The sequence below is a fragment of the Bacteroidota bacterium genome (assembly GCA_008933805.1).
Classification (GTDB): domain Bacteria; phylum Bacteroidota; class Bacteroidia; order UBA8524; family UBA8524; genus SB11.
This window is the reverse complement of record WBUH01000013.1, coordinates 58438-83756: the sequence shown is the minus strand read 5'-3', so window position 1 is coordinate 83756 and position 25319 is coordinate 58438. Positions and strand designations below refer to the sequence as shown.

General features: G+C 40.7%; 26 protein-coding genes. All 26 read left to right on the top strand.

The annotated features are described in order from the left end of the window. The first annotated feature begins 9 nt into the window (after nt 1–9). The 26 genes from F9K23_13320 to F9K23_13195 all read left to right on the top strand — a co-directional run bounded on the left by F9K23_13320 (nt 10) and on the right by F9K23_13195 (nt 25154). On the top strand, nt 10–237 hold the full coding sequence (locus F9K23_13320) for an acyl carrier protein (GenBank protein ID KAB2914703.1): 228 nt from the start codon (nt 10–12) through the stop codon (nt 235–237). A gap of 7 nt (nt 238–244) precedes the next feature. Next, nucleotides 245–814, top strand: coding sequence for an acyltransferase (locus F9K23_13315; protein ID KAB2914702.1), 570 nt, complete (start codon nt 245–247; stop codon nt 812–814). Further along, complete coding sequence (gene asnB, locus F9K23_13310; GenBank protein KAB2914701.1) at nt 815–2710, top strand: asparagine synthase (glutamine-hydrolyzing); 1896 nt, start codon at nt 815–817, stop codon at nt 2708–2710. It begins immediately after the preceding gene. Between the two features lie 129 nt (nt 2711–2839). Continuing rightward, nucleotides 2840–4051 carry a glycosyltransferase family 4 protein gene (locus F9K23_13305; GenBank protein ID KAB2914700.1) on the top strand — a complete coding sequence of 404 codons (1212 nt, stop codon included), beginning with the start codon at nt 2840–2842 and terminating at the stop codon, nt 4049–4051. Beyond that, the gene (locus F9K23_13300; protein ID KAB2914699.1) at nt 4033–5673 is read left to right on the top strand and encodes a hypothetical protein; all 1641 of its coding nucleotides are present in this window, start codon (nt 4033–4035) and stop codon (nt 5671–5673) included. The genes F9K23_13305 and F9K23_13300 overlap by 19 nt, the downstream gene beginning before the upstream one ends. Further along, a complete protein-coding gene (locus F9K23_13295; protein ID KAB2914698.1) occupies nt 5664–6026 on the top strand; it encodes an HAD hydrolase family protein in 363 nt (120 codons plus the stop codon). The genes F9K23_13300 and F9K23_13295 overlap by 10 nt, the downstream gene beginning before the upstream one ends. After that, nucleotides 6023–6745, top strand: a complete 723-nt coding sequence (locus F9K23_13290) for an NTP transferase domain-containing protein (protein ID KAB2914697.1) — start codon at nt 6023–6025, stop codon at nt 6743–6745. The genes F9K23_13295 and F9K23_13290 overlap by 4 nt, the downstream gene beginning before the upstream one ends. After that, a complete protein-coding gene (locus F9K23_13285) occupies nt 6745–7785 on the top strand; it encodes a glycosyltransferase family 2 protein (protein ID KAB2914696.1) in 1041 nt (346 codons plus the stop codon). The genes F9K23_13290 and F9K23_13285 overlap by 1 nt, the downstream gene beginning before the upstream one ends. A gap of 20 nt (nt 7786–7805) precedes the next feature. Beyond that, nucleotides 7806–9002 carry an O-antigen ligase family protein gene (locus F9K23_13280; protein ID KAB2914695.1) on the top strand — a complete coding sequence of 399 codons (1197 nt, stop codon included), beginning with the start codon at nt 7806–7808 and terminating at the stop codon, nt 9000–9002. Nucleotides 9003–9004: 2 nt separating this feature from the next. Then, entirely contained in the window at nt 9005–10180 is a 1176-nt protein-coding gene (locus tag F9K23_13275; protein ID KAB2914694.1) for a glycosyltransferase family 4 protein, read from the top strand. 50 nt (nt 10181–10230) lie between these two features. Further along, entirely contained in the window at nt 10231–11940 is a 1710-nt protein-coding gene (locus F9K23_13270) for a carbamoyltransferase (protein ID KAB2914693.1), read from the top strand. 14 nt (nt 11941–11954) lie between these two features. Beyond that, entirely contained in the window at nt 11955–12917 is a 963-nt protein-coding gene (locus tag F9K23_13265; protein ID KAB2914692.1) for a polysaccharide deacetylase family protein, read from the top strand. Further along, a complete protein-coding gene (locus F9K23_13260) occupies nt 12918–13448 on the top strand; it encodes an acyltransferase (GenBank protein ID KAB2914691.1) in 531 nt (176 codons plus the stop codon). Then, nucleotides 13449–14456 (top strand): glycosyltransferase family 4 protein, encoded by a 1008-nt coding sequence (locus F9K23_13255; GenBank protein KAB2914690.1) that lies wholly within the window; start codon nt 13449–13451, stop codon nt 14454–14456. Between the two features lie 8 nt (nt 14457–14464). Further along, nucleotides 14465–15787, top strand: coding sequence for a phenylacetate--CoA ligase family protein (locus F9K23_13250; protein KAB2914689.1), 1323 nt, complete (start codon nt 14465–14467; stop codon nt 15785–15787). Then, nucleotides 15788–16987 (top strand): glycosyltransferase family 4 protein, encoded by a 1200-nt coding sequence (locus F9K23_13245; protein ID KAB2914688.1) that lies wholly within the window; start codon nt 15788–15790, stop codon nt 16985–16987. Nucleotides 16988–17044: 57 nt separating this feature from the next. Then, nucleotides 17045–17683 carry a PIG-L family deacetylase gene (locus tag F9K23_13240; GenBank protein KAB2914687.1) on the top strand — a complete coding sequence of 213 codons (639 nt, stop codon included), beginning with the start codon at nt 17045–17047 and terminating at the stop codon, nt 17681–17683. Between the two features lie 47 nt (nt 17684–17730). Then, a complete protein-coding gene (locus F9K23_13235) occupies nt 17731–18636 on the top strand; it encodes an NAD-dependent epimerase/dehydratase family protein (GenBank protein KAB2914686.1) in 906 nt (301 codons plus the stop codon). Then, the gene (locus F9K23_13230) at nt 18633–19796 is read left to right on the top strand and encodes an acyltransferase (GenBank protein ID KAB2914685.1); all 1164 of its coding nucleotides are present in this window, start codon (nt 18633–18635) and stop codon (nt 19794–19796) included. Before F9K23_13235 ends, F9K23_13230 begins: the two co-directional genes overlap by 4 nt. After that, nucleotides 19783–20817 (top strand): Gfo/Idh/MocA family oxidoreductase, encoded by a 1035-nt coding sequence (locus F9K23_13225; GenBank protein KAB2914684.1) that lies wholly within the window; start codon nt 19783–19785, stop codon nt 20815–20817. The genes F9K23_13230 and F9K23_13225 overlap by 14 nt, the downstream gene beginning before the upstream one ends. A gap of 69 nt (nt 20818–20886) precedes the next feature. After that, entirely contained in the window at nt 20887–21840 is a 954-nt protein-coding gene (locus tag F9K23_13220; protein KAB2914755.1) for a glycosyltransferase family 4 protein, read from the top strand. Beyond that, nucleotides 21840–22424 (top strand): acetyltransferase, encoded by a 585-nt coding sequence (locus tag F9K23_13215; GenBank protein ID KAB2914683.1) that lies wholly within the window; start codon nt 21840–21842, stop codon nt 22422–22424. Before F9K23_13220 ends, F9K23_13215 begins: the two co-directional genes overlap by 1 nt. Beyond that, on the top strand, nt 22417–23253 hold the full coding sequence (locus F9K23_13210; protein ID KAB2914682.1) for a glycosyltransferase: 837 nt from the start codon (nt 22417–22419) through the stop codon (nt 23251–23253). The genes F9K23_13215 and F9K23_13210 overlap by 8 nt, the downstream gene beginning before the upstream one ends. Next, nucleotides 23219–23830, top strand: a complete 612-nt coding sequence (gene xrtF, locus F9K23_13205) for an exosortase family protein XrtF (GenBank protein ID KAB2914681.1) — start codon at nt 23219–23221, stop codon at nt 23828–23830. The genes F9K23_13210 and xrtF overlap by 35 nt, the downstream gene beginning before the upstream one ends. After that, nucleotides 23817–24257: an exosortase F system-associated protein gene (locus F9K23_13200; GenBank protein KAB2914680.1), complete on the top strand. Its 441-nt coding sequence runs from the start codon at nt 23817–23819 to the stop codon at nt 24255–24257. The genes xrtF and F9K23_13200 overlap by 14 nt, the downstream gene beginning before the upstream one ends. A 57-nt stretch (nt 24258–24314) precedes the next feature. Then, nucleotides 24315–25154, top strand: a complete 840-nt coding sequence (locus tag F9K23_13195; protein ID KAB2914679.1) for a methyltransferase domain-containing protein — start codon at nt 24315–24317, stop codon at nt 25152–25154. The last annotated feature ends 165 nt before the right edge of the window (nt 25155–25319 follow it).

Genomic DNA, 25319 nt, shown 5'->3' with positions numbered 1-25319 from the left:
GTATATAAAATGGAAGATCGCGTAAAAGAAATAATGGGTGCAGTATTTGAAGTTGACCCTACTACAATTAACGAAACCAGCAGCCAGGATACAATTGAAAACTGGGACTCGATAAGGCACATGAGCCTTGTTGTAGCTTTGGAAGAGGAATTTGGTGTACAACTTACCGACGACCAGATTGCTGATATGCAAAGTTATAAACTGGTGTTGCTAACCTTGCAAGAGGCGCAAGCATAATCACTGCATGAAAAAGATACTAGGCTACATAAAGGCATTGTGGTTGTATGCGGTGAAATATTACATCGTATTAAAGCATTACCCTAAAATAAGCATTGAAGGTAAGTTTTACCTTGATAAACGATGCGAGTTTAAATTAGGTAAGGGCAGCCGTTTGATTATAAAAGGCAATCTTACTTTGATGGGCGATGTGCTGATACAAGCCCGTGATAATGCAACCATATCGCTTGGAAAACACTGCGTAATGAACCGTTTTACTACATTAATTGCCCACAAAGGGATAACCTTGGGCGATGGTGTAATGCTAGGCGAAAACGTGAAAGTGTATGATAACGACCATACCATTGTGGGGAATAAAGTAATGCGTCGTGATTTTTCGGTAGACCCTGTGTTTATCGGCGATGGTTGTTGGATTGCAAATAATGCCGTAGTGCTTAAAGGCAGTTCAATGGGCCCTAATACAGTTGTGGGTGCATTAAGCCTTGTATCAGGTAAATTGGATTCAGATGCCCTGTATTTAGGTGTGCCTTGCCGTAAAATGAAAAAATTAGAAGCTGAAGAAACTACCCAACAATAAATGTGCGGAATAGCAGGAATAGCAGGCGCTGAAAACCATGTTGCCTTACAAGCAATGGTGAAAGCCATGCACCATAGGGGGCCTGATGATAACGGTACTTGGGATGGGGGCAATGTGCATTTGGGCATGGCTCGCCTATCTATAATAGATTTGAGCGCAGCCGGCCATCAGCCTATGTTTTCGCCCGACGGACGTTATGTGATGGTTTATAATGGCGAAACCTACAGTTTTGCCGAAGAGCGTAAAAAACTCGAAGCCGAAGGGGTTAGTTTTATATCCCGTTCAGATACAGAAGTAATTCTTCACCTCTACATAAAATACAAAGAACAGTGCGTGAAATACCTTCGCGGTATGTTTGCATTTGCTGTGTGGGATAAGCAAGAAAATCAACTGTTTATAGCGCGCGACCATTTGGGAATTAAACCTTTGTTGTTTTCATACAACAACGGAGTATTGGTGTTTTGTTCAGAAATGAAGGGGATGCTGGCAAGTGGTTTAGTGCCACGTAAACTAAGCAAACAGGGACTATCGCTGTATCTTCAAAAAGGATACATAGCTCCGCCTTACACCGCTGTTGAGAATGTACAAATGCTGAAACCCGGGCACAGCCTTACCTGGAAAGTAGGGAGTGCACCCGTGATACGTCCCTATTGGGATATTGAAAAGAACCCCGTTGCTGCTAATTCATACAACGATGCTGTAAAAAGCGTGCGCCAAATGGTGCTGGATGCAGTTGATGAAGAATTGGTAAGTGATGTGCCGTTAGGGGTGTTTTTAAGCGGAGGGTTAGACTCGAGTGTAGTGGTAGGAGCAATGAAGGCTCTTGGCACTCCCAGAATAGATACTTTTTCGGTAGGTTTTGAGGCCGATGATTTGGACGAAACCACCGATGCTGAAGAAAGTGCCAAACACTTTGGTACCAACCATCACAAAGTAATTGTTGGAGATAGGGAAGTAACCGATGCGTTCGACCATTTTATATTTGGTATAGACCAGCCTTCGGTAGATGGATTAAATACCTATTTGGTATCAAAAGCCACAAAAAAGAATGTAACCGTAGCCCTTTCGGGTCTTGGCGGCGATGAGCTGTTTATCGGTTATAGCTGGCAACACAAGTTTCACAAAAGCCCGCAAAGTGCTAATATCATTGGTGGTTTGTTAGCTCCGTTTGGAGGGGCTGTAGCTGCAATGGGCAGCATCGGAAAGAAAGTAAAGGGTCGTTTTATTGATTATTCATCAACCCAACAATACTATAAAAACATTCACCGCCTGTATAGCGAAGAGTTTTTGCAAAGCAGCTTGCGAGCATCATTGGGTAGCGTTTCACACAGCGGATTGCTTGAAGAAACAGTTGAACAATACCCTTTGCAAAACGGTTATACCCGTTTACAACAAGTTGCAAAACAGGATTTGCGTTACTTTATGGGGGCACGTCTGTTGCGCGATAGCGATGCAGTAGCAATGGCACACTCATTAGAAGTGCGTTTCCCGTTAATAGATTACAGGTTGGTAGAATATGTTTGGAATTTACCCGATGCCTACAAAGTACACCACAACTTAGACATGGCAGCATTGAACAAGGGATTCGAACAAACTCTTAGCTATCGTGAAGGGGGAGTAAAGAAACTGTTGTTTGACGCGTTTGAAAGTGAATTACCGGCGAACTTTGATAAGCGTAGCAAACGCGGGTTTAAAATGCCGTTTGAAAAATGGATGCGTGGTTTGCTGGCCGATAGGGTAAACGAAGGTATCAGTAAATTATCGGGTGTAATATTTACCCCGCAAGCAACCCAAACATTGCTGAATAACTGGCAAAGCGGTAAAATGCCTTGGAATAAGGCTTGGGCTTTAGTAGTGCTGCAAGCATGGATGGAGCAAAATAAGATTGAGGTATAATTGCAAACCGTTATTGCGAGCGGGTTTGACAATACTCAAAAAAGTTAAATTGATTATCAGCGAAGCAATCTTTTAGGAGATATACAAACAGATTGCTTCGGAAGACCTCGCAATGACGGGGATATAAAAATGCCAAAAATAAAAGTACTATACATACACCAAGACGGCTTGATAACCGGCTCGGCAATCAGTTTACGGCATTTTCTTTCAGCAATCAACCGTGATAGCTTTGAACCTGTAGTATTGCTTGCGCAAGAAGGCCCAGCACGTCAGTTGTACGAAGAATTAGGGATAGAGGTTATTGTACATGCGTTTAAACGTTTTTGGACATTTCCGGGGCCCAATTGGTATAGCCCTACTAACTTTAAACAGCTAAAGGCCCTATTGCCTGATAAGCAACTGGCAGCCTTTATAAAAAAGATTAATCCTGCTATTATCCATATTAACGATAAAGCATCTATAAATGCGGGTATCAGCATGAAAGGTGCTGGTATTCCCATTGTGCAGCACTCACGCAGTTCTTATTGCATAACTGCTGCAAAAATTAATAAATGGCTAAGTGCATCGGCTATTAGCAGATTTGCCGATGCGGTTATAGCCATCTCAGAAGATGAAACCGACGGACATGAAGGGGTTAAAAACCTTCATATAATAAATAATACCGTTCCCCAGTCACAAATTGCAGAGGCTATTGCGCAAAAACGAGACAAGCGCAAGGAGCTAAATATAGCTGACAATGATATTGTGGTTGGTATGGTGGCTGATATAAGTGCCAAAAAAGGGGCATGGGATTTCATGGAAATGGCAGCTGCATTGGTGAACAAATACCCTGAAAAACCGTTGAAATTTTTAATGGTGGGCAGGGTAGCCGAAAGCGGCCAAACCCCTTTAAATGATGGTAAATCATCACCGCTTAGCCCAAAGCAATATGTTGAGCAGTTTATTGCAAACAACAATTTGAAGGGTAAAATACTGGTAACAGGATTTAGAAAAGACGCCTTGGCTATAATGTCGGGGCTAGATGTGTTGGTGGTTGCTAACCACAATGGTGTGATGGGCCGCCAGCCAATAGAAGCGCAAGCCTTGGGCATATCAACCGTGGTTACGCAAGGGCATAGCGGAAAATCAACTATACTTAAAAATGGGTTTGCCGGCTATGTAATATCAAATCCTGTGAAGCAAACAGAATTGCTCACTTCAATAGAAGACCTGATAAACCATCCCGAAAAGCGGGCAGAGTTTGGAAAGCATGGTCAACAATACGCTGCTGAGAGATTTAACCCCATAATTAATATGGGTAAGATTGAGGGAATTTACAAAGAATTGTTACAAGCAAATTGAGCATAAACAATACTATAATACTGTGTGCCGGTAAGATTGACTATACAAGGCTGCCGATAGGCAGTCATCAGTCAAACGCTACAATCCCCATTAACGGAAAACCCGTTATCAGTTGGATTTTAGACGATCTTATCCGCAAGGAAATTGAAAAAGTAACCGTGGTTATTCGCGCTGAAAACAAAAAACTGCGTGAGGTATTAGAAAACCATTACCACAAACGGATGGATATTGTAATTGCTGAAGTGGATAATCCTCAGTCAATTATAGATTCGTTAATGGCTGGTATACAGTATACGGATACTAACAAAGGCACTCGTTTAATATTGGGTGATACGTTGATATACGACGATTATAACCGTTACGACGATTTTGTTTATACATCACAAGTTGTTGATAGCGAAAACTGGTGTATAGCTGAAACAAACGCGGATAATGCTATTGTTTCGTTAACAGATAAAAAGGTTTTTAAAGGTGAGTCGTTCACGGCCTTGTGTGGTTATTACAGCTTCACAGATACTACATTACTTAAAAACTGTGTTGAGCAAGCCAAACAACAAGGCTCTCGGGAATTAAGCAACGTATTGATTGCTTACAATGCGGCACACCCTTTAAAAGCTATCCAAGCCCAAGATTGGTTTGATTTTGGGCACATGGAAACTTTCATTGCTTCAAAAAAATCGTTGTTGCGTCCGCGCCATTTCAATCAATTGGTAATACATCCGTTGTATAACACCATTACCAAGGTGAGTGAGAACAACGACAAGCTTGCAGATGAGTTAAACTGGTACTTACTACTACCCGAAGAGCTGCAAATACTTACCCCGCGTATACTTAAAAAAGAAACGAGTGACGGGAAAATATCCATCACCCAAGAATTTTACGGATATCCTTCGCTTTCAGAGTTATACGTATATGGCGATTTAAGCCTTTCAGTATGGAAATCAATAGTAAACTACCTGTTCGATATTCATAAACTGTTTCTTACTCACACACAACCGGCCATTGCTGCCGATTGCCGCGATATATATCTTATCAAAACCCTTAAACGTATAGATAGCCTGCAACAACAGAACAGCTATTGGAAACAGGTATGGGCTTACAACGAGGTAATTGTAAATGGCAAGAAACTACATAATTATAATTACCTGTTAGAGAAGTTTAAGAACAAGATTGAAGCACTGTGTAACATTGAGAACTTTACCATCGTTCACGGTGACTATTGTTTGTCAAACATCTTATACGACGTAAATAACCAGATAGTGCGTTTGATTGACCCTCGTGGCAGTTTTGGTGCAAAAGGAGTTTATGGCGACCCCCGATATGATGTAGCCAAACTGCGTCATAGCATTTCGGGCTGTTACGATTACATTGTAGGAGATTTGTTTTATGTGGAGAACGAAGGCAACACGTTTACGTACTCAATATTTAACAATCCCAACACTGAGGATCTGGCCATTCACCTTGATAAGCAAATAGCTGAAAGCGGCTATTCAATAGAAGATATTAAATTGATAGAAGGGTTGTTATTCCTTTCTATGTTGCCCTACCACGCCGATTATTTTGAGCGTCAGCAAATGATGTATTTGCAAGGGCTTTTCATTTTAAACGAATTATGCGATTAATTATAGATTTAGACGGGACTATCTGTTACCTGAAAGAAAAGGGCGAAACTTATGCCGATGTGAAACCTAAAGAAGGTGCGGCGGAGTTCATCAGCAACCTGCGTAAGCAAGGTCATTATGTGATTATACAAACTGCACGTAATATGGCTACCTGCGAGGCTAATTTGGGTAAAGTAATGAAAAACGTAGGCAAAATTACCCTTGAGTGGTTGGATACACATGGGATAGAATACGATGAGATATACTTTGGCAAGCCTAACGGCGATTTGTATATCGATGACCGCGCCTTGCGCTTTGAAAGCTGGGGCGATATGAGCGAAGAACTTTTAAAAGGGTTAGCACGTAGCAAATGATTATTGTAATACCTATGGCAGGCAGGGGCAGCCGCTTTGCCAATGTAGGCTACAGTACGCCCAAACCGTTGATTGATGTGTGTGGCAAACCTATGTTGTGTCATGCTTTCAAATCGGTTGAAGGAATACCGTATACAAAACTGGTGTTTATTGCCTTAAAAGAACATCAGGAACAATACGATGTACGTAAGGTAATAACTGATAATATCACTACTGATTTTGAATTGGTGTTACTGGATGATGTTACCGAAGGGCAGCTTTGCACAGTAATGGAAGCAAAACAGTTTTTTGCTCCGGGCGAAGATTTGTTAATCGCTGCATCCGATACGTATGTAAAAAGTGAAATTGGTAAACACATTGCCAATAAACCTGCTGATTGTACCGGGATAATTTCAGTTGCTGATTTACCGGGCGATCGCTGGAGCTTTGCAAAAACCGATGAAACAGGCCGTGTGGTTGAGGTGGCAGAAAAAGTAAAAATATCTGACCACGCCAGCACTGGTTTGTACTATTTTAGCGATGTGGAATTTTTTGCCCGTCAAGCTACCCAACTTATTGATAATAAAGAAACTACAAAGGGTGAGTATTACGTAATGCCCTTGTATGGAAAATATATTGCCCAAGGTTTGCACTTAACCATCAGTGAAGCTGATGAAATGTGGGACATGGGAACCCCTGAAGCCAAGCAAGCATTTGAGAATTACCTGAACGGCCAATAATGAGATTTTCTGTTTGTATACCCAATTTTAACTACGCATCGTATTTAGGCAGGACGATAGACAGTGTGCTTTCACAAAGCCACACTGATTTTGAAATACCTATTGCAGATAATAATAGCACTGACGCATCGTGGGAGGTTATACAAGAATATGTTGCGAAAGATAAACGTGTAATAGCCTCAAAAAACCCAACCAATGTAGGTTTTGCCGGCAACTTAGATGCCGTATCACGCATGGTTACGGCTGAATACACCATTATGTTGTCGTCAGACGATTTGATGGGTGCGGGTGCTTTAGAAACCTACCAACAACTGATTGGATTAATTGGCAACCAATCGTTTATTATTTCTTCAACGTGGCATGTAATAGATCCTGATGATAACAGAACAGGTGTGTCGGGTCCACCGCAAAAAATGTGGTTGAAAACCGATATAGATACTGAGCTTAGCAAACAATTAGGGTGTGATGTATATAAAGTTAAAGCAGGTGAACTGCTGAAACGAGGCCTGTTGAATGCCAAAGGAGCTTTTAACTTTGCCGCTACCTGTTATCGCACAGAAGATTATATAAAGGTGGGGGGATATGGCGGTACACGGATGATGAACCCTGACAAATGGTTTCATTTCCGTTTATTGGGTGGGCCTGTTGAGTACGCTTATTTCATAGATAAGCCGTTATTCAGTTATAGAGTCCATCCAAACAATCAAAATGCACTTCAAAAAAAGTCGGGAGCATTAAAGTTTTTTGTTGACGAATACCGCACTACTTTTGAAACCGATAAAACCATGCTTGAGAAAGCCGGTATAACCCAAAAAGATTTGACAGATAGTTTTGTGTTAAATATCATTCATAAATACACCTTTCGTCGTATAAAAGAGGGTAGCCCAATGGGCGCTTTCCGTCTTTGGTGTATGGGGTTTGCTGCTTATCCTGCTGTAATGTTTAAAAAAAGACTCACTTACATTCTTTTTTTGTTCATTTTATCAGGACCCTTGGGATATTGGATACTTAAACCATTTAAACAAAATTTTAACAACTAAACACATAAGCGTTTTTTACCATGGGCAGGCTTAATAAAATGTTGTACAATTATGTGTTTTTTACCACGTTTCCGGTAATTATTATCATTCAAAACCTGTCGTTTTACTTTTTTCCATTTTTAGTTTCTGAATTATACCGTAAAAGAAACCTGCTCTTCAAAAACATGAATAGGGTAGACCTCTTTGCAATTATGTTTGCAATTGGTGCCATACTTTCAGTGTTAATGTCGTTGCTTTCTCCGGTAGAAAACTCGTTTACGAAAGGAATAGCAGTATTACCCAACTACCTGTATTGGATATTTTTGGTGCTACTCTTCTCATTTAACGCCATACAGCTTGATTATAAGGTTATTTATAAAGCCGCTTTTTGGGGTGTAACCATATCCACTATTTATTTTTATACCATAAGCGAGGCATTGGGTAATGCCTCTGCCTTTTTTATCGGGTTGCAACAAAACATGTATTCGTTTATTCTTATTTGTTTTGCGCCCATGCTGGTGTTTTATGTGCAAGAGAAATGGGGGCAATCAAGGGCTGTTATTGCAAGTATATTAGTAGTACTTGCAGGTACACTTTCAGGTAGCCGTTCAGGCTCAATATTAACCATCCTTACTTGTTTCCTTACTTTGTACTCAAACAGGCTAAACATATTACGGATAGGTTTAATAGCAGCGCTTTTGTTTACAGGGTATTTATCTATGAATTTGCCTGTGGTTAAGGATACCGTTTTTCAACTTAACGAGCGTACATACAGCCTGATTTATGAAACTGAAACCACCCTTGCTGAGGATGAATCTTACTTGGTGCGTTTGGCTCAGGTTGAAAAAGGGCTTGGATTGTTTAGCGAAAATCCGTTTTTTGGAATCGGCTTAAACAATTTTAACTCGCGGAGTTATAACATTGAAGGGAAGTTTGAAGGTTTTGAACGTCTGACTGGGGTAGATAATCTGGATCAGCTTAGTTCACATAACTCTTATATAAATGTGTTAGCTGAAGGAGGGCTCTTTTTGTTTATACCATTTGTAGGCTTGTTACTCAGCTTCTTTTTGTACTTTATTACTAAATTTAAAAGTATCCCCGATTTTCAGAAACCATTCTTTTGGGGTTTATTGGGGATGGCAATCCACTTTTATTTCATTTTCGCACTTGTAAATGTTTTTGCGTGGTTACTAATGGCATTAGTGGCCTCTGCAATTAAATATAACTCCCAAAAGTAATCATGGTTTTAGGTTTTCATTATCACATACCCGCATATCAGAAAAACGGAAAAATATACACCATGTCTTTGCAAGGTCTGTTTATCGACAGTCTTGCCCCGCATTGGGATAAGGTTATTGCCTTTTTACACACTCCGGTTGAATCGGAAAAGGAGTTTATGGATTATGAAATCCAATCTCCAAATGTTGAATTTGTAGAGCTTATGCTGCATGTTTCAGTTCCAAAAAGAATTTTGCAGGCTAAGCGCACCACTAAAATATTTGAAGCACACGCGCAAAAGCTGGATATTCTCTTACTAAGAGCTCCGACGCCAATGCTGCCTTTCATTGTCCGAGCAATCGGCAAAAAGGTTAAGTATGCCTATCTTAATGTTGGGAACTGGTTGGATTATATGGAAGATGCCAAAAATCTTTCGGTGAAAGAAAGAGCATTAAAAACCTATTATTCTTGGAACGAAAACAGGCAAGAGAAATACGCGAAAGATGCTATTGTATTTGCCAATAGTACAGTGATGTATGAAAAGTACAAGCCGATATCGAAACAGGCATTTCCGATAAAAACCACTACCCTTAAGAAAACAGATTTGTTTTACAGGGAGGATACCTGCCAAAACAACATGTATGAAATACTTTTTGCCGGAAGAATAGCCGATCAAAAGGGAGTGATAGAGATTACGGAGGCTATAGGAAGGCTGCATCAAGACGGTATAGAATGTCGGTTTAATTTAGTCGGCTGGGTGGATAGAAACGATCCCACAGGTGAGAGGATTAAAGAAACGGCAGAGAAATGGGGCATTAGCGATAGGATACTATTTCACGGGAAGAAAACGGTGGGAGAGGAACTATTTAGCTTTTATAAAAACGCGGATATGTATGTGATGGCTTCAACGGCAGAAGGGTTTCCGCGAACAATTTGGGAAGCCTTAGCAAACTCAACACCTGTGATTGCTGCCCCTGTAGGTGCAATACCACACTATTTGAAAGACGGGCACGATGTGTTGTTTGTGAGACCCAAAAACGCAGATGATTTATACCACAGGATTAAAACCCTGATTACCGACGGCGACTTACGAAGGAAGCTTATTAAAAACGGGCAAGAAACAGTTGCCGATGTTACCTTAGAAATTCAGGCAGAAAAAATGTGTACTGAACTTAAGAACTTTCTTAATCAAGCCTAAGTTTTATAACAACCTATAATAATTTTAGAAGCACTTAATCATAACAAAATATGTCTATTTATCTTGGTATTTCTTCTCCTGATTGCGATGTAACAGCAACATTTATTAAAGACGGCAAGATTGTATATGCCGCACAAGAAGAAAGGTTTACAAGGGTGAAACAACAAACAGGTTTCCCTTACAAAGCAATTGAAGACGGATTACGTTATTTAGGCATCACCATCGCTGACATTACAGGTGTTGGCTATGGTTGGTACAAACCCGAGCAAGAAAAGAAGCTATATCTTCAATCGGGAAAACTGAGTATTAAGCAAGCATTTTCATCAAAAGCTCCTTTCATGGAGTCAGTGCGTCATGCAGTAAATATGTACAGAAGGGGTATGTTTATCAACCCCGCTGAATTTGATAAAGCTCATGGGCAGTTTGTAGCCGGTTTGCAGAAAATCGGGTATAAAGGGTCTGTTGAGTATTTCAACCACCAGCTTTGTCATGCCGCAAGCACTTATTATACATCAGGTTTTGATAAAGCTCTTGTAATTACTCTTGACGGGTATGGTTCAGGTAGTGCAGGTTCGATATACATTGGTGATGGCGAAAACCTAAAGTTTGTTAAGTTTATACCAAGCCCTCAATCGTTAGGGTTGATGTATAGCAAGGTTACCAAAGCCCTTGGTTTTATTCCTAACCGCCACGAGGGCAAAGTATTGGGTTTGGCTGCATACGGTAATCCTGATATTTATTTTAAAGACATCATGAAAGATTTCATCCTTACCGATGATGCGTTCATGTACTTAAACCCTCTTGACCCTAATAAATACAAAAAGATATTTAAAGACGGCAAGGCAGAAGATTTGGCAGCCGCATTCCAAAAAGTGCTTGAGACCGTAGTGGTACACATGGCTAAACAAAACCTTAAAAAATACAATCTTGATAGGGTGTGTTTGGCTGGTGGTGTGGCTGCTAACGTTAAGATGAACCAACGTGTGATGGAGATAGACGGTGTTAAAGAAATCTTCGTACATCCCGGAATGTCTGATTGTGGTATTGGAACAGGTGCGGCTTTGATGTTAGCGCATAAAGAAAAGCCATTCAAGCCCTATAAATTGGATGATGTTTTCTTGGGAGCTGATTATACCGAAGATGAAATTTTAGACGCGATTAAGAAGTTTGATTTTAAATATACCCGCGAAGAAGAGCCTGAGAAAAAAGCAGCGGAATTATTGGCAAAAGGCTTTGTGGTAGGCCGATTTAATGGTAGGATGGAGTACGGCCCCCGTGCACTTTGTAACCGTACAATTATGGCGCCAACTCAGCAAAGTGATGTAAACAAGTGGTTAAACAAACGTTTGAACCGTACCGAGTTTATGCCTTTTGCACCCGCTACATTGGATTACATGGCAGATAAAATGTATCTGAACATGGATAAAATCCGATACACAGCCGAGTTTATGACCATCACTACTGACTGTACAGATGCGATGAAACAAAACTCTGCCGCAGCAGTACACGTAGATGGTACAGCAAGGCCACAAATTGTAACGGCTAAAAACAACCCTACCATGTACAAAATCCTTGAGCATTATTTCCAGCTGACAGGTGTACCAAGTTTGGTAAACACCAGTTACAATATGCACGAGGAACCAATTATCTGTAACCCTTACGATGCTGTTAAAACCTTTAACGACGGACGTTTGGATTATCTTTCGATTGGTAACTACATTCTTGAAGCCCATAGCATTGAGGCTCGCGACGTAGATTAACACATTACTTTCCAATGGGCTTAAAATCAACCTACTTTAAACTGCGGGAAACGCTATTCCTCAACAAGATTTCTCATGCCGTTCCCGGTATGGTGAAGCCCTTTGTGCTGTGCTATCATCAGATAGATAGCAAAGAATTCGACGAGCAGATAACCGCTCTTAAAAAGAGGTTTGAAGTAGTTGATTTAGAAACATTTGCAAATAGATTGGCAAAAAAGCAAAAAGGAGCCTATTGTGCCCTTACGCTGGATGATTGCCTGAAAGAAGACGTTGAAAAAGCAGCCGAGGTGTGCCGTAAGCACAATGCACCAATAACCCTGTTTTTGCCCGTTCGTTTTTCAAAAAATAACGAAGCACTACCCGGTACTTGGGTGCAAAAGCTGCTGGAACAGCGAAAAGAGTTTTTATTGAACGGTGAAAAAATCACCATCACACCTCAAAACTTTGTTGAGGTTAGGAACAGGTTGAGAGAAGAGTTTAATCCTGTTAAGATAAAGATAGACGAGTTTGATAAAAAGGTTAGGGATTGGTTTGCTGAGAATAATATTGCTGAAACGGATATAATTACCCCCAACTATAGGGTAATGGACTATTCTTCAGTAAAGCAGCTAAGCACTGAAAAGATATTTAGCTTCCAATCGCACACTTATAATCACGAGAGCTTAGGCCTGTGCACCCCACAGGAAATTGAAAAGGAGTTTGCCGATTCGAAAAAGGAATTAGAAGAGCTAACAGGGGTTAAAGTATTCTCAATATGCTATCCCTATGGCTCAAAAGAGGTGATAGGTGATAAAATTTTTGGGTTTGTGGGCGATTACTATACTTGTGGTTTTTCACTTGTACAGGGTGTTTGTACTAAAAACACCGATATTTATTTTATTCCACGTATAGGTATGTATCCAGGTGATACCCTTGCCTCTTTTTGGGGCAAAATATACCATCACCTGTTAATGGCATTTGTCAAAACAAATAAATAAGTGAATAGGTTTCTTACACTTTTGAGGTACGATTGGCCGTTGCATTTTGTATTGTTTTTTACAAACTGGCTTCCTGATAACGTTGCACTTATAAAACTGCGGGGAGCTTTGGCGCGTCCCTTTTTTAAACAAGCAGGGCGTACCCTTAAACTTGGCAGGGATTTAACCTTTTATAACCCTTCGCAGCTAACCATTGGTAATAACGTGTATATAGCCAAAGGATGTTGGTTTGTGTGCAACAATGGTATAGAGATAGGAGATAACGTTTTGTTTGGCCCATACGTAGCAGTGGTTACCTCTAATCATTCTCTTAAAAACGGAGCCTATGCTTTTGGAGAAGAGGTTAAAAAAGAGAAAGTAGTAATTGATGATGGTTCATGGGTAGGAAGCCATGTAACGGTTTTGGCCGGTGCCCATATAAATAAAGCTGTTTTAGTGGCAGCAAACTCAGTAATATCAGGTAACACTGAAGAATACGGTATTTATGGCGGAGTGCCGGGTAAACTGCTTAAAATAGCCGAAAAGAAATAAATGAGTATCTTATTTGTAGGTAATATCCTTTCAAAGCACAGGGGAACTCTTGGGCCATCTGAAAAAATAACCCGTTTATTAGGAGAGGAATACCACATAAAAGCGGTTTCTGATAAAGCCTCACAGTTACCGCGTTTACTGGATATTATTTGGACTTGCTTTACCGCTGATTATAAATTAGTAATTGCGGATACGTATAGCGGAAACGCATTTAATATTGCACGTGTGGCCTCAATAATTGCCAGGCTAAGAAGGAAAAAATTAGTATTGGTGTTAAGAGGTGGCAGGTTACCTGAGTTATATAAAACCAACAGAAGTAACGTACAAACAGTACTTAACAGGGCGGATAAAATTATTTCCCCCTCACAATACCTGATAGGTTTTTTAAAACCTGAAGGATATGAAGTTGAATATTATCCCGATTTTATAGATACGTCTGTTTTTACAGAGCAGCCACAAGAGCGGAAACCTTTTTCATTACTATGGGTAAGGGCGTTTAAATACATCTACAACCCTGAGTTAGCCGTAAAAATATTACACAGTGTTGCTCAAAAATATCCAGAGGCAACATTGACCATGGTGGGACCAGATGATGGTTTGCTGAACGATGTAAAGAAACTGGCTGCTGAGTTGGGGGTGTTAGACAAAATTGAGTTTATTGGCAGGGTTGATAACAAGCAATTGCCGGCATATTATTCTTCACACAGCGTATATTTAAATACCACCTCTTACGAAAGCTTTGGAATTGCTGTGGTAGAGGCTGCCTCTTGCGGCATTCCGGTGGTTTCAACAAAGGTGGGAGAAATACCCTATATATGGGCTGACGGTGAGGATATGATGATTGTTGACGGGTTTGATGCTGATGCAATGGCAAGCCGAGTTACAGCCATGTTTGGTGATAAAGAGTTGTGGCAAAAAATATCAGGCAATGCCAAAACTAAAGCCCGCAAGTTTAGCTGGGACGAGATAAAAAAGAAATGGGAAACGCTTTTTGCTGAAAAGGCATAGCGATAGCAATTATGAATATTTTCCTACAAACACTACGGTTTAAAAAATTCCCAATCGACGAGGCTATTAAACGGCTTCGCGAGGTGCAATCTAAAAGCGAGCAAGAGTTTGATGAATTTCAAACTTCCATGCGTTGGGAGATTTTTAAGCATCATTACAATAACAATAAAAATTACAAAGCTTGGGTCGATTCAAAATCGGAAGCCCCGATAACGAGTTGGGAACAAATACCCGTACTTACCAAGAAAGACCTTCAAAAACCTGTTGATGAACGCTTAACTGCGGGATATACGGCCAAAGATGTTTACATGCACAATACATCAGGCTCAACAGGTACACCGTTTTTCTTTGCTAAAGACAGGTTTTGCCATGCAATGACATGGGCAATGATTTTAGACCGTAACGCAAGGCACGGCATTATCAGCGGTAAGTCAAAACAGGCAAGGTTCTACGGTATTCCGTTGGGCTTTATTAAAAACAAAATGGAGAAAATTAAAGACCTGATTGCAAACAGGGTTCGTTTTCCCATTTTTGATTTGTCGGATGCAGTATTGGATAAGTATTTTGAGGTATTTAAGAAGCATAAGTTTGAGTACTTGAACGGTTATACCAGTTCGTTGGTGTTGTTTGCTAATTACCTTATCAGGCGGGGGATTGTGTTAAAAGATGTTTGCCCTACGTTGAAGGTTACCTTCCCAACTTCTGAAATGTGTACCGAAGACGATCGCAAGGTGCTTGAAAAGGGGTTCGGCATTCCTGTTGCAAACGAATACGGTGCTGCTGAACTTGATTTGATAGCCTTTGAGGATAAGGACTTTGATTGGATACTGAACGAAGAAAACTTGTACATAGAAATAGTTGATGATAATAACCGGCCTGTACCCAATGGACAGGAAGGCAAAGTGATTATCACTTCGTTATATAACAAAGCGATGCCTTTTGTTAAATACGAGTTGGGCGATGTGGGTACTATATCTACGCGGAAAAAGGGTATTTACAGAATATTGCAAAGCCTTACAGGCCGCACCAATGATGTGGCTATATTGCCCGGTGGGAAAAAATCTCCGGGGCTAACTTTTTATTATATCTCAAAAAAGCTGCTTGAAAGCGGTGGTTTTATGAAAGAGTTTATTATCAGGCAAACATCGCTTAGTCATTTCCACTATGAGTACGTTGCCGATAGGGATATAAACGACGAAGAAAAGGCTGCGGTAGCCAAGGCGATGGATACTTATTTAGAGCCGGGACTAACGTGCAGTTTTGAACGTAAGGAAGTAATTACCCGCACCAAAGCAGGTAAATTGAAACATTTTCAGTCAGCAATAAAATAGATGAAGGTTCTTTATTTTTACCAATATTTCTCAACGCCAAAGGGTTCTTGGGGTACGCGTGTGTATGAGTTCTGCAAAGAGTGGGTGGAGCAAGGCCATGAGGTTACTGTGGTAACAAGTATTTATTCAAAATCTGACCTGAAGGCTGAAAAACTGATTGAAGAACAGATTTTTGACGGTATCAAGGTAAAAGTACTAAACGTATATATTGATAATAAACAAAGCTTAGTAAAGCGTATTTGGTCGTTTGTTAAATTTTGCATGCTTTCATCGTGGTATGCACTTACCCAAAAGGCCGATGTCGTGGTTGCTTCTTCGGGTCCGCTTACAGTGGGTTTGCCCGGATTAATCGCAAAGAAAATTGCCCGTAGAAAGCTAGTGTTTGAAGTGCGTGATTTGTGGCCCGGAGGTGCGATAGAGTTAGGGATTATCAGAAATCCTACATTAATAAAACTATTCCGTTGGTTTGAAAAGCAGTGCTACAAAAATGCAGACTATATTGTGGGACTTTCACCCGGCATGGTGGCCGACATACAAAAAAGGTACGGATATAAAAATATCGAGTCTATTACCAATTCGGCAAATTTGGAGCTATTTGGCACAAAACAAAACGCGCCCTTACCCGATTATTTTAAAGATAAAAAAGTAGCCATTTACACTGGTAATATCGGTGTTACAAACAATTCTTATTTATTGTTCCGTGCCGCCCAATTGCTGAATGAGATGGGTCGCCACGATATTGTGATACTTCTTATCGGCGACGGTAAGCAAAAAGAAGAGTTGGTTAAGAAAGCTGCCGAAGAAGGGTTGACTAATTTTATTGTGCAGGGGTTAATGCCCAAGGTAGATTTGGTTAATTACTTGCAAAACTCTTTGGTATCGCTGGTAACTTTTACTGATACTCCCGTATTAAGCACTGTTTCTCCCAACAAGCTGTATGAATCATTAGCAGCGGGTGTGCCCGTAATTCAAAATACAACCGGCTGGCTGGTTGGTTTATTGAATGAAAATAAGTGTGGTTACAATGTGCATCCTGAAGATGAAAGCGACTTGGTTGAGAAGTTATTGTTTTTAGCCGATAACCCTGCCGAAGCTGCAAAAATGGGCGAAATTGGTAAACAATTGGCAGCAAGTGAATTTGATAAAAAGATACTTGCAGGCAGAATGTTGAAAGTATTAGAAAACGTGAGCGCAAAATAGTTTTACAAAGTAAAACCTATAAATTGCCGTTAAGGCTCTTTGCTGAATAAATAACCTGTGATAAATAACTTTAAAAATATACTTGTACTAGCACCCCATACTGATGATGGTGAACTTGGGGCGGGCGGTACTATTGCCAAATTGATAGAAAACGGTGCCAATGTATGGTACGCTGCATTTTCAACTGCACAACAATCCGTGCCTGAAGGATATCCTAAAGATATTTTGACCCGAGAGGTGAAAGCAGCAACTCAAAAACTGGGTATCCCTGCTGAAAACCTTTTAGTGTTTAACTACGAGGTGCGTAAACTGAATTATGTGCGACAGGAGATTTTAGAAGAACTGATTCGCATTGGTAAATCGCAAAAGTTTGATGCGGTGTTTATGCCCACCTTGCACGATATTCACCAAGACCACAGTACCATTGCCAACGAGGGGCTTAGGGCGTTTAAAAACACAACCCTGCTTGGCTATGAGCTCATTTGGAATAATCTTACTTTTAATACCCAATGTTTTGTGAAATTGGAGCAGCGACACGTTGACAGCAAAGTGGCTGCTTTGCAACAATATCAATCACAAAGCCACAGGGATTATATGAAAACCGATTTTATTACTTCGTTAGCCCGTGCACGCGGTGTACAAATCGGCTCTCAATATGCCGAGGCTTTTGAAGTATTAAGGTGGGTAATGGATTAATGCTGCCGTTGTTGTAGCTTGTGCCCTCAACTAACTAGGAATATATTTTGACCAAGCGGATTTTACTTACCGGAGCCTCCGGCTTTTTAGGTAATTATATCAAGAAAGCCTTTGATACGTCAGGTTTTTGGGTGGATACCATTGGACGCTCAAACAGCACAGTGCAGTGTGATTTGTCATCACAAACACCTCAATTGCCAAATGTGTATCAAGTAGTAGTTCATGCCGCGGGCAAAGCGCACATGGTGCCCAAAACCGAGGTAGAGAAACAAGCTTTTTTTGATGTAAATCTTCAAGGTACTAAACATCTAATCTCAGCTATTGAAGCAAGCGGGCAAGTACCCCAAACGTTTGTTTTTATGAGCACAATTGGTGTGTACGGGCTGGATAAGGCTGAAAACATTACCGAGGCTCATCCTTTAAATGCAACCGATCCCTACGGCCAAAGTAAAATACAGGCAGAGGCTTTTGTGCGAGAATGGTGTACAAAAAACGGGATAGCCTATTTCAACCTGCGTTTACCACTGATTTCAGGTGCAAATCCTCCCGGTAATTTAGGAAGTATGATAAAAGCCCTTAAAAAGGGGTATTATTTCAGGATAGGAAAAGGCAGTGCCAGAAAATCGATAGTATTGGCTGAAGATGTAGCTGCATTTTTACCTTCATTGTTTGAGAATAAACAATCAGGAGAGTATAACCTTACAGACGGTGTTAATCCTACTTTTGCTCAAATAGAAGATAAAATAGCGCACTATATCGGGTCAAAAGTTAAAATTGTTATTCCGGCAGCTATAGCTAAACTGATAGCAACGGTAGGTGATTTTATTCCGAAGTTTCCGCTAAAAAGCCGCCAGTACAATAAAATTACTTCAACGCTTACTTTCTCTGACGAAAAAGCGAGGAAACAACTTAATTGGGTATCACGCTCATTTATTGATACTCCTGTTACATGATTAGCATCAAATCGTTCAGAAGGGTTACCTCTTCCAATAACTTTATTCCCGAAATTGATGGTCTGCGTTTTATAGCCATCATCACGGTAGTTTTTTTGCACACCAATACCAATTTTTTGCGTGTGTACGAAAACATTGTTCCTGCCGATTATTCCAACTCATTTATCTTCCATCTGCTTGATAGCGGTAGTGTAGGTGTTGATGTTTTCTTTTCCATCAGCGGCTTTATACTTGGGTTGCCTTTTGCCAAGTACTACCTGCAAAACGGTCATAAAGTGAGTATTAAAAACTACTTTATTCGCCGACTCACAAGACTTGAACCTCCCTACATACTTTCATTAGTTGCCCTTTTTGTGGCAGGTATATTTATTTCAGGCTACACATGGGCTGAATACGGCGATAGCTTTATTGCTACGTTACTGTACGTTCATTTCCCGTTGTATGGGGTTTGGAGCCCTATTAACCCTGTAACTTGGAGTTTAGAGGTTGAAGTACAGTTTTACATACTTGCGCCATTGTTGGCCGCGTTGCTGTTTATCAAAAATACCAATGTCCGCAGGGTGTTATTACCGCTCTCAATTATTGCTATTGACATAATTGTACCCTATTTATTTGATGATATTGTTGATTTGAGGCTGCACAAAACCATTGTGAGTTATTTGCACAGCTTTTTAGTAGGGTTTTTATTTGTTGAGATTTACCTGTTTGGCCTTGATAAAATTAAAAAGTCCTACCTATTTGATGTATTGGGGGTTGTGGCATTAGTATTAATTTATCAGTTCCATTTAAATAGAGAATTGTATGGGCGCATAGTGTTTGATGCCGGTGCGTTGATGTTGTTTTTAAGCGTATTCAGAGGCAGGTTATTCAACAACTTCTTTACTAAAGATGTTATTACGGCTATCGGCGGTATGTGCTACAGTATTTACCTATTGCACTACGCCGTTTTATACATTGTGATGAAGGGATTAAGCATTATAAGTTTTGGAGGTTTTTTACCCACCATTATTATAAACTTTGTAATCTCTATTTTTGCGCTACTGGTGGTTTCGGCAGTGTTTTTTAAACTGGTTGAACAGCCCTGTATGGACAAGAACTGGCCGCAAAAATTAATGAATTACTTTAAAACCCGCTTGGGCGCAGCCAATGCAAAAAGCTGATATTAGGTTTGCTATACTTGGGTTCGGTCATATTGGCCGCCGTCATGCTACCATCGTAAATAACTACGAGGGGGCAACATTGGTGGCTGTAATTGATACGGATGCTAATGCCCAACATCACGAGCTTTACCCCACCGGAATTCCTTTTTTCAATTCAGCCGAAGAGTTTTATAAATCAGGTATTGAGGCCGATGTAATTACAGTAGCTACGCCCAACGGGCTGCATTGCCCGCAAGCCATACAGGCGTTAGAGCACCATTGTAATGTGGTGATTGAAAAGCCGATGGGGCTTACCAAAGCAGAATGTGAAGCTGTAATTTTTAAGGCGTTAAACGTTTCGAAGCAAGTATTTGTGGTGAAGCAAAACCGCTACAGCCCGCCGAGCCGTTGGATGAAAGAGGTTGTGGGTGCAGGCATTATAGGCGATGTGCTGATGGTGCAAGTGAACTGCTATTGGAACCGTGATGAGCGGTATTACAAAGAAGGTGGCTGGAAAGGTTCGACTGATTTGGATGGGGGAACATTGTTTACCCAGTTTAGTCATTTTGTAGATATTATGTATTGGGTGTTTGGGGATATTAAAAACCCCCACGCCATATTTAAAGACTTTAACCATAAACATACTACCACCTTTGAAGATAGCGGGGTTGTAAACTTTGAGTTTGTGAATGGAGGTATCGGGTGTATTAACTTTTCTACCGCAGTGTGGGATACCAATATGGAAAGCAGTATTACTGTTGTTGGTACCAAAGGCAGCTTTAAAGTAGGCGGCCAATACATGAACGAGATAGAATATTGCCATATTAAAGATTATACACTCCCTCAATTAGAGGCCACCAACCCGCCTAATGATTACGGCCCGTTTAAGGGCAGCGCGGCTAATCATCATTATGTGATTGAGAACGTAGTGAAAACACTGAACGGGAAGGATACTATTACCGCCAATGCTTTAGAAGGATTAAAAGTGGTGGATATAATTGAGCGGATATATCAATCAAGAGATTTATCAAAGATTAAATGAGAGAATGGCGTTTGTATTCAATAAACGTTTGACCTGAATACAAAGCCTGCCGAATACAAGATGGAATTTATAACCTACCCAATATTGTTTGTGGTTTTAACCGTGATGGAGCTATTGTATTTTAGAATAGCGGATAGGTTTAACATTATCGACAAACCCAATGAGCGTAGCTCACATACTGCCATTACCCTTCGTGGGGGAGGCGTTATTTTTGTTCTGCCGCCGCTAATTTACTGTGCGTTGAGCGGTGGCAAGTACTTGTGGTTTGCAGTGGGGCTTTTGCTTATTTCGGCCATCAGCTTTGTTGACGATGTTCGCAGTCTTTCAGGCAAAATACGGGTGGCTGTTCATTTATTGGCAGTATCACTCATGTTTGTTGATTTGAGTATATTTTCAATACATCCCGCTGCAATAGTAATCGCGTATATTTTAGTTATCGGCACAATTAACGCTTATAACTTTATGGATGGGATTAACGGTATCACTGGGGCTTATAGCTTAGTGTTTTTGTTTGCTGCCTTACTTGCCAACCAATACACTCCATTTATTCAAGACGAGTTTATCATTTACTCGGCAATAGGAGCTGTTGTATTTTTAATGTTCAATTTCCGAAAAAAGGCAAAATGCTTTGCGGGCGATGTGGGCAGTGTAGCCATGGCGTTTGTTGTGTTGTTTCTGCTTATAAAACTTATTTTAACTACTGAGGATTACAAATACGTACTGTTTTTAGCGGTGTATGGAGTTGATAGTGTACTTACCATTGTACATCGTCTTATACTTAAACAAAACATATTCGTAGCCCATCGTTTGCACTTGTACCAATACCTGACCAATCAACTTAAATGGCCGCATTTGGCGGTAAGTAGTTTGTATGCAGCTTTGCAGGCTCTTGTTTCGGCTTGGGTGGTTTTCTCGTCTTCAGTATCTATAACAAGCTTTGTGCTGATGCTACTTGGATTAGGTGCAGTGTATGTAGTGGCAAAAAGATTAATCATTACTAACGTCATTAAGCCGATTTCTTAATGCAGGATATCATAATTGTTGGTGCTGGCGGTTTCGGGCGTGAAGTGTTAGCGTTGCTGAAAAACTGCAATGCAATAACACCTGCTTGGAATGTTTTAGGCTTTGTTGACGACGGCAAAACGGCAGGAGAAATCGTTAACGGCTTTACTGTATTAGGTGGTGTAGAATACATTAACCAACTGCAAAAACCTGTGGCTGTTTGCATAGCAATATCATTACCCGAAGTACGGAAAGCCATTGCAGAGCAAATAACAAATCCCCACGTAGCATACCCCACACTTATTCATCCGTCAGTAATAATTTCTGACGATGAATATGTAGAAATGGGAAAGGGTTGCGTGTTGTGCATTAATACAGTGCTTACAGTAAATATTAGGTTGGGTGATTTTGTAATAATGAATGCAGGAGCAATTATTAATCACGATGCCGTAATAAGAAGTTATAGTACCATAATGCCCGGGGTAAATATATCAACCGGCGCACAAGTGGGCGAGGGGTGCTATATAGGCACCGGCAGCAAAATATCTAAACCCGAAGTCATAACCCCTTGGCAAAAACTGTCGGCGGGTACTATAATTGCATAAACATTACTTGGTGGCAAATTTTCAATTTTCTGTGCTGTTGCCTGTTTATCACGGGAATACCCCGCATGAGTTTACAGTGACTCTCAATAGCATTCTTTCGCAAACTTTGCCTGCCACTGAAGTTGTAATCGTACGCGACGGCCCTGTTGAAGAAGGAATTTCACTTCAACTTGAAACGCTGAAAAATACCCCGAATGTTAAAGTGGTTGAATTGCCTCGGAATATGGGGTTAGGCACTGCTCTTAACGAAGGCTTGAAGCATTGCAGCTACGAGTGGGTAGCACGTATGGATGCGGATGATAAGTCTCAACCCGACCGTTTTGAAGTAACCGTAAACTATATTATTTCCAATCCTGAACTTGATTTAGTGGGTTCATATTATGCCGAGCAACATCCAAAAGGGAAAGACTTTGTGCGCAAGGTGCCCCTTGATTTTGAAGGTGTGCTTGCGTTTTCAGGTTATCGCAACCCCCATAGCCATCCAACGGTATTCTACAAAAAATCAGCCGTGCAAGATGCGGGCGGGTATGTGAACTTTTACTTTGCTGAAGATTGGTACCTGTGGTTGCGTATGTTTAAATCAGGCTCGCAATCGGGTAATATTCCCAAAGTGCTGGTATATGCCCAGTCGCAAAACTATAGCCGCAGGTTAGGGTTAGCATCCGTGCGTAATGACTTTAAAGCAATCGGCGGGTTTTGTAAAGAAGGATTAATTACACACCAGCAATATTTGTTGGGTATATTCGTGCGGGCACTGGTGAAACTTTTGCCCGACGGATGGGCCGGTAAATTTTATAAAAACTATCTGCGAAGTGCAACAAACCATTAAAGATTTTTACAACGAGTTTAAGCCTGCTATTTTATTCTTGGCAAGGTTGCTGGTAACGTACATAGTACTGAGCCAGATATACGGATTTTGGGTAAAGGGGTACGAAACCCAACCCGACCCGATTACAAAAGGTGTTGCAAGTCAGGTGGTGGGTGCTATGCGACTGTTTTATGATAACGTAAGTACTGAAATACTGGAAGGTGATAACAGTGTGCGCGTTTGGATTAATGGCAAACCTGCTGGTATTGCCGTTTATGAAGGCTGCAACGGAGTAGCAATATTTTACTTGTTCTTTGCCTTTTTAGTAGGCTTTTGGGGCGGTGCTAAACGCCTTGCTTGGTTTAGTGTACTTGGCATTGCCATTATACATTTGTTTAACTTGGGCAGGTTGTTACTGTTGGCCTATGTGGCACAAAACCACTCACAACTTTTTCACTTTACCCATAAATACCTGTTTACACTCTCAATATATGTAATTGTGTTTGCTTTATGGATTTGGTGGATACGCATGATAAAACCTGAAACTAAAGCCGAAGAAAATCCTCAAGATACACCACCGCAAAATGGAGTTGCTTAACATAGGTTTCAAACGGATTTTTTTAGCACTGTTGGCCCTTATAGGGCTTGCCTTGTTTTATGGCTTGCAAGAGTTTGACTTTGTAAGTTGGCAATTTCGCTTTAACCAGAGTTTTGGCGGTGCAATGGAGCCCGGTACCGAAGTAAACTTTATCATTAGCCGCCTTGTCCGTTTTCTGGCAAACGATTTATTGTGCATCCTGCTTATCTATGCGCTTTTTAACAACAGACGTTTCGTAATTTTCGGGTTCTACGTCCAGCTTTTTGGATTAGTAGTCCTGTTTCCTATCTATATTTATCTTACGCTTAATGCAGCGTCAAATGCCGAGTATTCGGCACTTGTCCCTTTGTACCGCTTGGTGATGAATCCAATTCTGATGGTACTCCTTATCCCTGCTTTCTATTTCCAGCAAAAACTTAAAAAGTAGTTTATTTCATACATACGAAGTACCCAATAGGCCTGCAAGGTATATTTGTGTTTTACCATGAATTGGAAAACCAAAGCCGCTTTGCAGAAACTAATCAGCCGTTTGCCTGCGGCTGAAAGGATTAACTATTTTTTGCAAACCCGCATCACCCGCAACCTGCCTATGAGTGATGAAGTGTTTGGGCAAAAAATTAAAGCAGCTCAACAGCATTTAGAAGCTTTTAAAGGCCACCATGAAGACCTTGAAGAAGGTATTGTGTATGAATTTGGAGGGGGCTACGATTTGGCAGTGCCGCTGTTGTTGCACAAAGCAGGAATAAAGCAGCAACTGGTTACAGATATTAAACCGTTGTTGAAGCCGGCATTAGTGGCTGATGCTGCTAAACGTGCAGGGTTATCAGGTGTAGTGGATTTGGCTGCCTTGGGTATTTCTTATAAAGCCCCTTTTGATGCACGTAAAACAAATCTTGAAACTGCCGGCGTTACTTACATACACTCTACCGATACCTTAGAGCACATACCTGCTGAAGATATACTATTGATTTTGCGGGAGTGCTACCGCATACTAAAACCCGGTGGTGTGATAAGCTGTGTGATTGATTTACAAGACCATTACGCATACTTTGATAAAAACTTGTCGAGGTTTAACTTTTACGGCTATGGAGAAAACGAATGGCAAAAAAAATATAACAACGGTTTACAATACCAAAACCGACTTTTAGCGGATGATTATTACAAGCTTTTTGCCTTGGCAGGTTTTGCTCCGATACAAATTAAGTTAGAAAAAGGAGAAGAGCAGGAGCTTGGAACAGTGAAGCTTACAGAGAGGTTTGCAGGCAAACCAAAGGATGAATTATTGAATGTAAGGTGCCATATTATTTCTGAAAAACCTGATTAATAAATACCGTTATAACACCTGTTATTTTTAAGCGAAAAAACCCTTTTTTCCGGTTGTATTTTTTTCCAAACCTATACGCTTGGGGTTTAGCGATTTGCAATTGTAAAAATTCACTTTAGCCCTCTGAACGCAACAATCTTTTAAAACTTATTGTCTATCTTTGCA